Raw genomic sequence first — 13722 nt, forward strand, 5'->3', positions numbered from 1 at the left:
TCGTGCGCACGGCGGGCGGCCGCGCAGGTCGCCTGCATGCCAATCGCAGATGCCGAAGCTTCGGGCAGACGGAAGCGGCCCACGGAGAAGGCTGTCGATGCGAGCGCTTCTCAGTCGGCGAGACGCTTGTCGGCCAGCGCGCGCCTGCAGTCATCGAACACGCGCGCAACGAGTGCCGATTCGTAGTTCAGGTCGTCGCTTTCGAGAATCTCTTCGACTGCGTCGAGCGCCCAGTCCGCGTTCACGTGTCCCGCGTTCTGTCTCGCGAGTCCGTCCGCGATCGCCGACAGCTTCGCGACGGAAAGCCAGTCCGCGTGCCGCTGATGCCTCTCGAGCCACTTGCGCGACGCCTGCACGTAGAAGGCGGGCGTCGGCCACGATTCGTTCAGGTAGTAGTTTCCGAGGCTGCCGCAGGTCAGCCAGCAGAGCAGTTCCACGCGGTCGCGCGGAGTAAGGCGGTGACGTGCATCATTCATGGCGGCACTCACGAAGACGATTGATGTAGCCCGGATATCGTTTCCTTCACGAAAACAATATCAGATCATTTTGCAATGCGGTACCTGCCGTTTTCCGCCAAAAGCGCGGGCGGCGCGGTCAGACTGCATCGCTTGGTGCGGGCGGTATCATGCGTCGCGTCAAGTCGCCCGGATGGCCGCTACGTGATGATCTCGTCGCACCATTCGAGCGCCCACGCACGGGCGCAATGAAGCGCGTCGGATTCGTTCGGGAAGGCATCGAGTTCGCCGGAATCGTGCGTCTCGCCGTGTGCGCGTCCCGCTGGCGGCGCCTCGGTGATCGTGGCGCGGGCGTAGTAGCGTCCGTCTTCGTCGTGCCGTGCGCGGCAGTCGATGTGAAACGTCTTGTAGTCGAATCGCATGCTCGTCTCCGTGGATTCGCGAAAATCCTAGCATGTCGAGCAAATTGCCGGCCTGCACGCGATGCGCCGCGGGCGCACTTGTTATTCCGCGCTGTCCGCTGGCCGCTCGCCCGGCAGGGAGAATGCGCGCGGACGTATCCTTTTGCGAGATCTTTCGCTTTCGGGGCGCATGCTTGTGACTCACGCCAGATCGCCGGACAATCCGACCATTCTCTTCGGCGCGTTCGATCGCCACAACTTCGGCGACCTGCTGTTTCCGCACGTGGCCGCGCGCCTCTTCGGACACGGCGATTTCATCTTCGCCGGACTGGCCGCGCGCGACCTGCGCGCCTGGGGCGGACATCGCGTGGAAGCGCTCGCGCCGCTCGCGGCGCGCTTGCGCGAGCGTGCGGTCAACCTCGTGCACGTGGGCGGCGAGGTGCTGACCTGTGACGCCTGGGAGGCAGCGGTCATGCTTCTCACGCCAGACGAGGCGCAGCAGACCATCGCGCGCTTCGCCACATCGCCCGGGGAGCGCTTGGCGTGGGCGCGCGCCGCACTGGGGCACGCGGCGCTCGCGCCCTACGCGGTGTCGCGGGACATGTTTCCGCATGCCGCGAGCGTGATCTACGACGCAGTCGGCGGCGCCGGTCTCGATGCGTGCGCGCCGGCACTGCGCGCCGAAGTGCTGGCGAAGCTCGGCGCCGCCGACGACATCAGCGTGCGCGATGCGCGCACGCAATCGCAGCTCGAGTCGGCGGGCATTGCGGCGCGGCTCTTTCCCGACCCTGCCGTGATGGTCGCGGACCTGTTCGGCGCGCACATCCGCCAGCACGCGCAGCGGGGCGAGTTGCTCGCGTTGTCCCGAGCGTTCCCCCGGGGATATATCGCGGTGCAGTTCAGCGCCGATTTCGGCGACGACGCCACGCTCGGGCAAATCGCCGCGCAACTGGACCGGTATGCGAAGCGCGGCGGGCTCGGCGTGGTGTTCTTTCGGGCGGGCGCGGCGCCGTGGCATGACGACGTTGCGTGCTACGAGCGCACCGCGGGCCGCATGCATGCGGCGCCGGTGAAGTTATTCCGCTCGCTGAACGTGTGGGACATCTGCGCGCTGATCGCGGCGAGCCGCCTTTATCTGGGAAGCAGCCTGCACGGCCGGATCGTCGCGATGGCGTTCGCGCTGCCGCGCGTGAATCTGCGGCATTCGGCGCCCGCCGCGCAGCCCGCCAAGCAGGCCGCGTTCGCGGCCACCTGGGACGACGCCGTGAGTCCGGCGGCGGTCGATGTCGACGACATCGCCGACGGCATCGCCCATGCGCTCGCCGCGGACCCCGCCCGGCTTCGGCGCACGGCGCGTGAACTCGTGATCCGCTACCGCCGTGGATTCGCGCCGATCCGCGCGGCGCTCGCCCTGCCGTGATCGGGGCGCACGTGTTGCACGTGCCGCACGTGCCCCACGCGCCTTGTTTCACTCATTCGTCGCGTGCTGCAGGAACGCCCGCACGGCTGGCGCGCGCTCGAAGCGCCGGAACGCCAGCGCCACTTCCGAGAGAATCGGCTTGCCCGCGATCGGCCGGTACTCGACGCCCGGCAGCACGACGCAGCCGGCGACCGAGTGCGGCACGACCGCGACTTCGCCACCGAGCGAAACGCGCGCGACGACCGCCGCCAGCGTGCCCGGCCGCGCCGCGACCTTCGGCGTGAAACGCCCGCGCCGCGCCACTTCCTGCGTGCCGTATTCCTGCTCCGGCAGCACGAACGACTCGTCGCGCAACTGGGCGGGCGACACGGCCTGCGCCACGGCGAGCGGCGAATCCGCCGGCAGCGCCAGAATGAACGTGTCGCGATGCACGGTCCTCACCTGAACGCCTTCGGGAAGCCGGATCGGCGGACGGACGTAGGCCACGTCGATCCGGCCGTCGTCGAGCATCGCGCCCACCTCGCTCATCACCACCTCGCGAATGCCGACCTCGATCCGCGGGTGGATCGCGCGAAAGCCGCGCACCGTGTTCTGCAGCACGCCGGAGAAGACCGCCGAGCCGACGTATCCCACCGCGATCCGGCCAAGTTCGCCGCGCTCCGCCAGTTCCGCGAGTTCGGCGCCGCGAGCGAGGTGATCGAGCGCGGCGAGCGCCTCGGCGAGATACGCCTCGCCGGCGGCGCTGAGCGCGACGGAGCGCTTCGTGCGATGAAAGAGGCGCACGCCGAGCAGGCGCTCGGCTTCCTGGATCTGCTTGGTGAGCGCGGGCGGGGCGATGCCGAGTTCCTCCGCCGCGCGCGCGAAATGCAGATGCCGGGCCACGCTGACGAAACAGCGGATGTGGCGAAGTTCGACGGCGCGCATGGAATTTCAAAATTCGTTAATTATCTTGCGATTCTATGGCAATGACTCGAAACAGGGAGAAAGTTAGTATCGGGTGACCCCGATTGGACGCCCGATTCATCCCTATCCCTGTCTCTATCTCCTGTTCGCCGCCATGTCCCAGACCTCCGAGGAGAACCCGGTGCCCGCTTCCGCCGCCACGGCGCCGCCCGCCGCATCGAGCCGCGCTGCGGCGCGCTTCGTGCTCGCCACTGCGTCGGCGGCCTGCGCGCTGATCGTGCTCGACACCAACGTCGTCGCCGTCTCGCTGCCTTCCATCGCGCGCTCGTTCCACGCGGGGTTCGCGGAAGTCGAGTGGGTGGTGAGCGCGTACATGGTCGCCTTCGCGTCCTGCCTGTTGCCCGCCGGGGCGCTGGCGGACCGCTTCGGGCGCAAGAAGATGCTGCTCGCGGGGCTCGCGGTGTTCTTCGTCGCGTCGCTCGGATGCGGGATCGCGCCGTCGGCGGTGGCGCTCGACATCGCCCGGGCGGTCAAGGGCGTGGGCGCGGCGATGCTGCTTACCTCGGCGCTCGCCGTAATCGCCAACACGTTCCACGAGGGCGCCGAACGCGCCCGCGCCTGGGCAGTGTGGGGAACCTGCATGGGGCTCGCGACCACCGTGGCGCCGCTCGTCGGCGGTGCAATCACGCAGTGGTTCGGCTGGCGCTGGATCTTCCTGCTGAACCTGCCGGTGTGCGCCGTGCTCGCGTGGTGCGCGCTGCGCGCGATCCGCGAGTCCCGCAACCCCGACGCCGGTCCCGTCGATGTCGCCGGCAGCGCGCTGTTCGGCATCGCGCTCGCGCTCGGCATCTGGGCGCTGATCGGCGCGCAGGCGGACGGCTGGGCGAGCTGGAAGACGCAGGGCCGGATCGCGGGCTGCGCGGTGCTGCTGATCGGCTTCGTGCAGGTCGAGCGGCTGCGCGCCCACCCGATGATCGATCTCCAGCTTTTCCGCCAGCCGCGCTTCGTCGCCGCCGTGCTGGCGATGTTCGGCTATGCCGCGTGTGCGCAGGTGATGATGACGTTCCTGCCGCTCTACCTGCAGAACGCGTTTGGCTTCTCGGCCGTCCATGCGGGCGTCGGCATGCTGCCGTTCGCGATCGCGATGATCGTCGGGCCGTACGTTGGCGCGGCGCTGTCGAAGCGCCTGTCGAGCGTCGCGCTGCTCACGCTCGGGCTGGTCCTGATCGGCGCGGGCAATCTGCTGACGGCGTTCGTTGCGAGCGACGCGCGCTACGGGCTGATCGCGCTCGGCATGATCGTCACCGGCTGCGGGGCGGGCGTGCTCAACGGCGACACGCAAAAGGCGATCATGGCCTGCGTGCCGGCGAGCCGCACCGGCATGGCCTCCGGCATCAGCACGACGACACGGTTCACCGCCATCGTCACGTCGGTGGGCGTGCTCGGCGCCGTGCTCGCGGCGCGCACGCATGCGGCGCTCGACGCGCACCTGGGCGGCATGCCCGCGCTGCGGGCAAATCTGGACGCGAGCTTCCTGTCGCGCGTGCTCGCGGGCGATCTTGCGGATGCGAGCGCGCATCTGCCCGCCGCCGCGCGGGCCGTGCTCGATGGCGCGGCGCGTGCTAGTTTCGCAAGCGGCTTCGCATCTGCGCTCTGCGTGGCAGGGGCTGGGGCGGTCGTCATCGCGGGGTCGGTGTGGATGCTGGCGGGCCGGCGGCGGGAATCGGGCGTCCAGCGCGCGGTTTCAACGTAGACACGGGTGCGGTGATTCGGGCTGCACGACGAGGAAACCGATTCGATCCGGGATGCTATTCTCGGGTGTGGTTTTCAACCGCCCGGCTTTGCAGCAGGGGCCTCGTGGAAGGAGAATCGTCGTGACCGACACCGACCTCCCCGGCATCTACCGGAACTACATCGCGTGCCTGAACATGCAGGACTGGCCGAAGCTGGGACAGTTCGTCGACGACGACGTGCACTACAACGGCCAGCGGATTGGCTTGTCGGGTTATCGCGAGATGCTGGAGCGGGACTTTCGGGAAATTCCGGACCTTTACTTCGACATTCAGCTTCTGGTTTCCGATTCACCTTACATAGCGAGCCGGCTGGCGTTCGCCTGTACGCCGAGCGGCAAATTCCTCGGCCTCGCTGTGAACGGGAAAAAAGTCTCCTTTACGGAGAACGTGTTCTACAAATTCCGGGGAAACAAGATCGAGCAGGTCTGGTCAGTCATCGACAAGGCGGCCATCGAAGCTCAGCTTCCAGCGCAATGAATTCCAGGCGCGCTTGCCCGCCGTGAAGCGTGACGCACGGACCTTTCGGACCACAACGAAGGCTCGTCGCCCGGCGAAGACGATTCGGCCGGAAGCGATCACGCGAAACACACGGGGGCGTGTCGCTTCCGGCCGGCGGTCCGTCAGATCGACTTGACTTCTCCGCCGTCCATCCTCAACGTCGATCCCGTCATCCAATGCGCCTCGGGCGACACGAGGAACGCCATCAACTCGGCAATCTCCTCGGGCGTGCCGTACCGCGCGATCCCCGCTTCGAGCGGAAACTTCGCCGTCGCTTCTTCCACGCTCATGTTGTGCAGCGGCGCCCAATGGTCCAGATAGGATTGCCGCCGACCCGTCATCACGGGGCCCGGCAGCACACTGTTCACCTGTACGCCGTCTGCGATGCCGCGGTCCGAGAACGCCTTCGCCAGCGCCACGATTGCGGCGTTGATCGTGCCCACGGCCGCGTACGGTGCCTTCGGAAACAGCGCCGAATTACCCGACATCAGCACGACCGATCCTGACGTTTTCTTCAGGGACGGCCATGCCGCCACCGTCAATCGCCGCGCGCCGTGAAGCTTGAGCGCGAGGCCGCGTTCCCATTGTTCGTCGGTCATGTCGAACAGGTCGATTTGCGGCACGGCGCCCGCGATGTTGAGCAACGCATCGATCCGGCCGAACGTCGAAAGCGTCTGATCGACCACGTGTTGCGCGGCGTCGGCCTCGGACAGGTCCAGGTCGATTGCAAGAGGCGTGGCACCGGCCCTGGTCACGTCGGCGGCGGTCTGGTCGAGGTTCTCGCGGTTGCGCGCAACGAGTACGACCGAGGCAAAATCCCGCGCCAGCCTGATGGCGGTCGAACGGCCGATCCCCTGGCTCGCGCCCGTGACGATGGCTACTTTGCTGGACATCTTCCTTCTCCTTGACTCGTGTATGGAGTGACTGTGTATCGATTCAGTGGACGACGACCATCTTGCCGCCGGCCTGGTTGGCTTCCATCACGCGATGCGCCTCGTGAATGTCGTCGAAGCCGAACACGCGGGCCGGTTTCGCGTCGAGCCGCCCCGCGGCAACGTCTTCGGCGATCTTTCGAAGCGGCACGTCGGCAAGCGGAAAGCCCGGCGTACCGAATACGAAACTGCCGAAGAACGTCAGGTAGACGCCGCTCGCCATCTGGAGAAGAGGGTTGAAATCCGCGATGGGATCAAGGCCGCCGAGCCAGCCCGCAAGACAGGCGCGGCCGCCGCGCCGCAACATGGCAAGCGAATCCAGAATCGTGCTGTTGCCGACGAGGTCGAGCACGGCGTCGATCTGCTTCGCCTCGGCGATGCGCTTCGACAGATCGGGGCCTTCGATTTCGACACGCGTGGCGCCCAGGCTTTCCAGCATCGAAAAACGCGATGCGCTGCGCGTGGTCGCGATGACCGTGGCGCCGGCGTTGACGGCGAGCTTCACCGCCGCCTGTCCAAACGACGAGGTCGCACCCCGGATCACGAGCGTCTGCCCCGATGTCAGTTCGAGGTTGCGGAACAGACACGTCCACGCGGTTGCATAGGTTTCCGGAATGGCCGCGAGCTCGGCCCACGGCAGCGATGCTTCGATCAGCGCCACGTTGGACACGGGCGCCCGTGTGTATTCGGCATAGCTGCCGTTGATCGTGCGCCCGAGGCCGCCCATCAGCGCGGCGACTTTCGCTCCGACCGGGAATTCGCCGCCGGGACACGACTTCACCACACCCACACATTCGATGCCGCTCACTCTGGCCGCTTCGGCCCACTCTCCGCGGCGCATGTGCATCTCGGCATGATTGATGCCGAATGCCTTGATTTCGATGACCACGTGGCCCGCCAGCGGTTCGGGTTCAGGCAACTCCGTGTACACGAGGCTATCCACGCCGCCGAATTTGTCGAGAACGATTGCACGCATGATCTCTCTCCTTCAGTTTGAACACATACGGTTGTCAATGCCGACAATGCATGCGCATGCCAGCGAACAGGAAACTTGCTCACGGCCGCGGCGCTCCGCGGCCTCGCCCGCTTTCTAACGAGCCGGAATCGAACGGGCCGCTTCGACGATCACCTTTGTCACGGTGTCGGGAGACGTGACGATCGGCGTGTGATCGGCCGGGTATGAATGCACGCGCGCGTTCATGCGCTGTGCCATGAAATGCTGCGTGTCGCTGCTGATCATCCGGTCCTGCCCGGCGATCAGGAACCAGCTCGGACGATCCTTCCAGAGCGGACGCCCGACCGGTTCGCCGATGCATGAAACCGAAATGGGCCGTTGAACCGCGCCGAGCACCGCCAACTCGTGCGGCGCCGCCTGCGGTGCGAACGCATCCGCGAATGCCTCTTCAGGCAGCCAGATCAGGCCGTGGCGGTCCGGCGCCAGCTTCGGCGCCTGCGGGTGTGCTTCACCGCGATAGAACACGTCGCCCACGGTTTCGCCTTCGTCCGGCGCAAGCGCGGCCACGTACACCAGCGCCTCCACGTTCTCCGCGCGTGTCGAGCTGATCACCGCGCCGGCATACGCGTGCCCGGCGAGGACGACCGGACCGTCGATTCGTTCGAGCGTTCTATCCAGCGCCGCCACGTCTTCCTGCAACGAGGTGAGCGGCAACGGCGCCGCGACCGCACGAATGCCATGTTCCTTCAAACGTTCGATGACCTTGCTCCAGCTCGAGCCGTCTGCCCACGCACCGTGCACAAGCACCGCGCTCACGTTGTCTGTCTCCATTGGTCGCTCCTTTGAATGAAGTGGCTACTGCTTCGGACGCGGATCAGCGGGCGCTCTATGTAACCTGCCTAACGCGTTAATAGAGGTTACTAATGGAGGGTGTAACTTGTCAAGTGCGTTCTATGTGGTTACGATTTCGTCACCGTCACTTCACATTTTTCACAAGAGATGGACTACCGTCAGATACCCGCGATATTCCTTGCCGACGCGCCCGGGCTCGATTTCCTGAACTCGGTTGCGACGCCGGTGGACGAGCCGGTCGACTGGATCAGCGATGGCGAGGGCCTGCTGGCGTGGCTCGACCAGGCCGGGCTTGTGCCCTCCGGCGCGATCGAAGACGTGCGGGTGCGGTCGACGCCTGCCGAGCTTGACGAAGCGGCGGCGCGGGCGCGCGAGCTGCGCGAATGGTTCAGAGGATTTGTCCGCAAGAGGAAAGGCCGGCCGCTGACCGCCAGAGACGTGCGGGCGCTCGAACCCCTGAATCAGCTGCTCGAGCGGGATGAGCAGCATGCTGAAATCGTCGCCGGTGCGCCGGGTGGCGTGACCCCATTCGAACTGCGCGCGAATCGGCGCTGGCAGTCAGCAGCGTCGTTGCTGATGCCGATAGCCGAAGCGCTGGCCAGAGTCGTCTGTGAGGAGGACTTCACGCACGTAAAAGCGTGCGAAGGACCCGGATGCACGTTGATGTTCGCTGATCACACGCGGGGCCACGTCCGCCGGTGGTGCAGCATGGCGATCTGCGGCAACCGCGCGAAGGTTGCGGCTCACCGCAAGCGGCTCAGGGAGCAGGCAAACGGCTGATGTGATGTCGGCAGCGTCATCGCGCCGGGCCGTTCACAGCCAGTAAAGCCAGGCCAGCAGGGTCACGATTGAAAACAGCGTCGTCATTGAAATGGCGGCACCCGCCAATGACTTTTCGACGTCGTATTCGCTCGCGAGCACATACGCGCTCTTGGCCGTCGGCACCGCGGCGCAGATCACCGCTGCGATGGTGAAGGTGTGGTTCAGTCCGACGGCGATGCACAGTCCATACACGACCATCGGCATCACCACCAGTTTGAGCACGGTCAGCAGCGCGTAACGGCTCATATGACCGCGCAATTCGCTGATCGACAGATCAAGGCCGATGGCGAACAGCGCGCATGGCGTCAGTGCTTCTCCGAGTATGCCGAGGCAGGTCGCAACAGGCGCGGGCAACCTGAATCCAAGGATCGACCAGAGCAGAGCCAGGAGCGTGGCAAGAATGACGGGATTGGTGCCGATTTGTCTGGCAAGTGCGGTTGCGCGTGTCTTGCGCGAATCGGTGCGCTGGTCGATTTCGAGCAGAACGACGAGCGCGGGGAACATGATCGCGCCGACGAACACCGTCGCGACCGCTGCGGCGAGAATGCCCTGCTGACCGTGCAGCGCTCGCAGGATGGGGAGCGCGACGAAGCCGGTGTTGGTCATCGAGGCCACGGCGGCCAGCATCGCGCTCGTTCCCAACCTTGCGCGCCAGCCAATGCGTGCCGCGAGAAACACGGCGGCAAAGCAGAGCAGCGAGCCTCCGCCGAATGCCGCAATAAAGCGCCACTCCAGCAGCGCGCCGAGCGGCTCTTCGGCAACGGTCAGGAAAACCAGCGCCGGCATTGCGACGAAATAGGCGAACTGCATCAGCGGGCCGGCGAGCGTGCGCGGCAGATAGCCCAGGGCGCCCGCCGCATAGCCGCTCAGGATGATGGCGAAAATCGGCAATATCAGACTGGCGATATGCATGGTCGGGCTCCGTAGCAAACAGACCAGCCGGTATCAGCTGTTGGAGCTTACTCGTTCCGCCACCGGTGTCCTGCGTTCACGCCAAATTCCTGTCCTTCACGATGTTGGACTGCGCGATCGACAGCAAGCCGGAAACCTGCGATAGCTCCGGATTGCGTCGACTGGACCGTTCGACACGGCGCACGGCCCAATGAAATGCGCCGCACGAAGGCGTTGCGGATCGACCTTCGTGCAGAGAGAACGTGCGCGCAATATAGCCCTTGCTCGGCCCCGTGAGGTCGAAGCTTACGGCGCGCTACCTCGGAACACGGCGGCTGACAGCCGTGAGCAACGCCTTATTCCTGTGCCGCCAGCTTGTCCTGCGTGTGGGTCTCGAAGTCGGCGGCGTCGTGGCGCTCGTGCAACTGACTGGACGCCTCCCCAGAGACCCGGTTGACCATGCGGCCGCGCTGCACGGCGGGACGCTCGCCGATGGCGTCGGCCCATCGCCGCACGTGCTTGTAGTCCTGCACGGAGAGAAACTCGGCCGACTCGTAGAGCCAGCCCTTGACCAGTCCGCCGTACCAAGGCCAGATCGCGATATCGGCAATGGTGTATTCATTCCCGGCCACGTAGGCGTTGTCAGCGAGCCGCTTGTCGAGCACGTCGAGCTGGCGCTTGACCTCCATCGTGAACCGGTCGATCGGATATTCCATCTTGGTCGGCGCATAGGCGTAAAAATGCCCGAAGCCGCCGCCCAGATACGGCGCGCTACCCATCTGCCAGAACAGCCACGACAGGCACTCGGCGCGCGCGCTGGCGTTCGTCGGCAACAGCGCGCCGAATTTTTCGGCGAGATACAGCAGGATCGCACCGGATTCGAAGACACGTATCGGCGCGTCCCCGCTGCGATCCACCAGCGCCGGAATCTTCGAATTCGGGTTTGCTTCGACAAAGCCGCTGCCGAACTGCTCGCCATCTCTGATTCTGATGAGCCACGCGTCGTATTCGGCGCCCCGGTGACCCAGTGCGAGCAGTTCCTCCAGCATCACCGTGATCTTCACGCCGTTCGGCGTGGCGAGCGAATAGAGCTGCAGCGGATGACGGCCGACCGGCAGCGCCTTTTCGTGAGTAGGGCCGGAGATCGGGCGGTTGATGTTTGCAAAATGGCCGCCGTTTTCCTTGCTCCACGTCCAGACCTTCGGCGGTACGTACTCGTGCGAATCGCTCATGCTTCACGCTCCTTGTGTTCGATCATGCGATTCGCGCGAGCTTAGCAAATAGGCGCGAAACACGCTGGCCGTACCCGGTGCCGACAAAGTCGGTCCTGATCGTGATGCAGATGTAAGAAAGAGATCGATTCGACGCCGCGCACGCCTCCTGCGGCGCCATCGTGCCCACTAGCGCGGGCGCTGTCTTGCGCGGCGACGGTTTCCTGTGCGAATGCAATCCGCCCGTTCGTCCGGCGGCCGAGCGCGAGCAGCGTCCTTGCGCAGAGGCGGCCGGCAGCCGATGCGATACCGAACGCGGCGCGGATTGGACTACGCGGACTGCTTCGGCTGCGCCGCTCCGGCGGCAGGTTGTCCGATCCAGCGGTTCAACGCGGCGGTGCATGTCAGCGTCGCCACATACACGATGAGCTGGATGCCAGCCGGCCGGGCCGTATACCCGACCAGCGTATGCAGCATCTTCCCGACGATACTGGTTTCGTCGAGCAGCCACGAGGTATCCCAGACTTGCTCGCCCAGCGCGGGCACGAGCCCGGCGGACAGCAGATAGCCGGCACACTGGCTTGCCATGCCGGCCGAGAGCAGCATGATCAGCCAGTTCGTCACGCTGAAAAGGCGCTTGACGGGAATCTGCAAGAGGCCGAAATACATGCAGGCGCCCAGCCCGATGCCGCCCAGCATGCCGATGACACCGCCGACAACCATCTGCGACATCTGCCCCGGGTCACCCGCGGCGATGCCGTAGAGGAAGAGCACCGTCTCCGAGCCTTCGCGCAGCACGGCCACCGCGACCACGATCGCCAGACCCGTCAACGGCTTGGCCCCACTTGCAACGGCCCTGCCGACGGAATTCAGATGCATCGCCATTTCCCGCCCGTGCTTGCTCATCCATACGCTGTGCCAGGTGAGCATCGCGACGGCGAGGAACATGATCGACGCATTGAACACTTCCTGACCCATGCCGGATGCAAGCGTGCCGATGGCGTCGGCGAACACGGCAACGAGCGTCGCGCCGACGATGCCGGCGAGCAGTCCGCTCGACACCCAGAAGCCGCGCCGCGGCACGCCTTTGGTCGCCGCCATCACGATCGAGATGACGAGGGCGGCTTCGAGGACTTCGCGAAACACGATGATGGCAGTCGACAGCATGCGGGAACTCCAGGTTGAAGGCGATGGTGTTGGGGCGACGTGCACGGCACGGGAGGCAGGAGACGGCGCACGTGAGCCGATGCCGGGCAGGACTACTGCGTCCGCATCTGCACGTCAATAAGAATAGGATTGACTCGCATTGTCTTCTAAATTTTTTCCGGCCTTCAGGGGAGTTGCCGCAGACGGCAGCAGAGTCGCATCATTGAGGGAAGTCGAGTGCCACCCCACGTACACCGACGCGCCTGGCCCAAGAAGGTCCGAACGTTCGATTACTGGCCGACGGATCAGACGATTCGGCTTGTGGCGGCTGCATCGCGTGACGCGATCTCGAGTCTCGCGCCCCCGTGCCGAACCACGCGATGGTTCCCGACAAGCCTTAGCATCCGCTTAGCGTTCGCTGGGCGGCCGCTTCCAGGCCGTCTAAGGATGGTCTAAGTCTTCGTCCGAAAGATGGTGGATTGCGTATCCACTTGCACAAGAGGCCCTATGACGATCACCGCGCAGGCAAACGGCGGCCTGCTCGAGCCGGTCGAGATCGAGTTGCTGCCTCCGATGGGCGCGGAACCCGCCTGCGTCGCGGTCTATCTGCCCCAGCCGAATCCGCAGCCGTCGCATCAGCTGTGGAACCATCGGCCGGATGGCAGCCGCTATGCGGTGGACCAGCAACTCGCGTCCCTGTCGGCGCTCGTGGACGATTGCATTCTCCTGTCGGGCGCCGACGGTGCCACGCTGGTCGAACTCGCCGCGACGTTCGAGCGATGCGCGGCGCGAATCCGGCTGGCATCCGCGGGTCGTTGAGCAGCGTTTGCGCATGCGACCTCGCTCCTGATCGCAACGAAAGCGTTCGTGTTCTCCCTTCTAGTGTGTCGGGCGTTCGCGCGCACGCAGCCGCATCGGCGTGCGCGCGATGTGCATCGCCGATCGTCTGGTCAACTGCGTGCGTGGACGGCTCGGTCGATGTCCGTCTTCCTCGCTCGGCGGGCGCTCCCGGATGAAACCCTTCGACGTCGAAACGCGCACGCTCTTGAGCGGAGCCAATGAACGCATGGACAGCGCAGGCTTGCTTCATTGCCTCTACGTCAATATTCCGTAACTGACGCGAAAGCACCGGCGTAAAGGCCGTTGCCTTTCGCTCGCATGCGAATCGACCCGACGTTGCCACCAGACACAGCCCCGCGATAATTATTCGCGCCGCGGCGGAATAAATTAAGCACCTTCTTCGTTCACATGTCGGTGCGACGCAACCGAGGTCCTTGCGCGCGCAAATCTGACCGCGATCGCCGATGCAGCGATCGCATTCGATCACATCCCCACAACGAGCTTTCACCCGCCACGCGTCTTTGCGCGCATGGCGGATGCATGCCTTCGATTTGGCGTTGGGGTCGAGCAGAAAGACCACGAAGCGACATCCCTCAAGAACGC

The 13722-nt window shown here is 65.4% G+C and carries 14 protein-coding genes; 5 read left to right on the plus strand and 9 right to left on the minus strand.

The window, feature by feature from the left end:
• Positions 1–110: 110 nt before the first annotated feature.
• Together BG61_RS03375 and BG61_RS03380 are read right to left on the minus strand one after the other, a co-directional pair.
• Positions 111–476, minus strand: coding sequence for a hypothetical protein (locus BG61_RS03375; RefSeq protein ID WP_035934971.1), 366 nt, complete (start codon positions 474–476; stop codon positions 111–113).
• Between the two features lie 179 nt (positions 477–655).
• Positions 656–877: a hypothetical protein gene (locus tag BG61_RS03380; protein ID WP_035934974.1), complete on the minus strand. Its 222-nt coding sequence runs from the start codon at positions 875–877 to the stop codon at positions 656–658.
• Positions 878–1046: 169 nt separating this feature from the next.
• On the opposite strand from BG61_RS03380, the gene BG61_RS03385 reads away from it, so the two are divergent.
• Positions 1047–2276 carry a polysaccharide pyruvyl transferase family protein gene (locus BG61_RS03385; protein WP_051672236.1) on the plus strand — a complete coding sequence of 410 codons (1230 nt, stop codon included), beginning with the start codon at positions 1047–1049 and terminating at the stop codon, positions 2274–2276.
• 48 nt (positions 2277–2324) lie between these two features.
• Here the strand turns inward: BG61_RS03385 and BG61_RS03390 are convergent, their stop codons facing one another.
• Positions 2325–3200, minus strand: a complete 876-nt coding sequence (locus tag BG61_RS03390) for a LysR family transcriptional regulator (protein ID WP_035934976.1) — start codon at positions 3198–3200, stop codon at positions 2325–2327.
• A gap of 133 nt (positions 3201–3333) precedes the next feature.
• Between BG61_RS03390 and BG61_RS03395 the strand changes: the two genes are divergently transcribed.
• On the plus strand, positions 3334–4932 hold the full coding sequence (locus tag BG61_RS03395; RefSeq protein WP_081867973.1) for an MFS transporter: 1599 nt from the start codon (positions 3334–3336) through the stop codon (positions 4930–4932).
• A gap of 121 nt (positions 4933–5053) precedes the next feature.
• Positions 5054–5449 (plus strand): ester cyclase, encoded by a 396-nt coding sequence (locus BG61_RS03400; RefSeq protein WP_035935416.1) that lies wholly within the window; start codon positions 5054–5056, stop codon positions 5447–5449.
• Between the two features lie 143 nt (positions 5450–5592).
• Here BG61_RS03400 and BG61_RS03405 read toward each other — a convergent pair whose 3' ends face one another.
• The 3 genes from BG61_RS03405 to BG61_RS03415 form a co-directional block, all read right to left on the minus strand.
• Positions 5593–6363 (minus strand): SDR family oxidoreductase, encoded by a 771-nt coding sequence (locus BG61_RS03405; protein ID WP_035934978.1) that lies wholly within the window; start codon positions 6361–6363, stop codon positions 5593–5595.
• A 43-nt stretch (positions 6364–6406) separates the two neighbouring features.
• Positions 6407–7378 carry a zinc-binding alcohol dehydrogenase family protein gene (locus BG61_RS03410; protein WP_035934980.1) on the minus strand — a complete coding sequence of 324 codons (972 nt, stop codon included), beginning with the start codon at positions 7376–7378 and terminating at the stop codon, positions 6407–6409.
• Between the two features lie 114 nt (positions 7379–7492).
• A complete protein-coding gene (locus BG61_RS03415; protein ID WP_035934983.1) occupies positions 7493–8188 on the minus strand; it encodes an alpha/beta fold hydrolase in 696 nt (231 codons plus the stop codon).
• A 168-nt stretch (positions 8189–8356) separates the two neighbouring features.
• Here BG61_RS03415 and BG61_RS03420 point away from each other — a divergent pair, with 168 nt between their 5' ends.
• Entirely contained in the window at positions 8357–8989 is a 633-nt protein-coding gene (locus BG61_RS03420) for a CGNR zinc finger domain-containing protein (RefSeq protein ID WP_035934985.1), read from the plus strand.
• 33 nt (positions 8990–9022) lie between these two features.
• Here BG61_RS03420 and BG61_RS03425 read toward each other — a convergent pair whose 3' ends face one another.
• From BG61_RS03425 to BG61_RS03435, 3 genes are all read right to left on the minus strand, one after another.
• Complete coding sequence (locus BG61_RS03425; RefSeq protein WP_035934987.1) at positions 9023–9943, minus strand: AEC family transporter; 921 nt, start codon at positions 9941–9943, stop codon at positions 9023–9025.
• Positions 9944–10278: 335 nt separating this feature from the next.
• Complete coding sequence (gene yghU, locus BG61_RS03430) at positions 10279–11154, minus strand: glutathione-dependent disulfide-bond oxidoreductase (protein WP_035934988.1); 876 nt, start codon at positions 11152–11154, stop codon at positions 10279–10281.
• Between the two features lie 309 nt (positions 11155–11463).
• Complete coding sequence (locus BG61_RS03435; RefSeq protein WP_035934989.1) at positions 11464–12300, minus strand: FTR1 family iron permease; 837 nt, start codon at positions 12298–12300, stop codon at positions 11464–11466.
• 486 nt (positions 12301–12786) lie between these two features.
• On the opposite strand from BG61_RS03435, the gene BG61_RS03440 reads away from it, so the two are divergent.
• On the plus strand, positions 12787–13098 hold the full coding sequence (locus BG61_RS03440) for a hypothetical protein (protein WP_035934991.1): 312 nt from the start codon (positions 12787–12789) through the stop codon (positions 13096–13098).
• The last annotated feature ends 624 nt before the right edge of the window (positions 13099–13722 follow it).

It is taken from the genome of Caballeronia glathei, assembly GCF_000698595.1.
GTDB classification, from domain to species: Bacteria; Pseudomonadota; Gammaproteobacteria; order Burkholderiales; family Burkholderiaceae; genus Caballeronia; species Caballeronia glathei.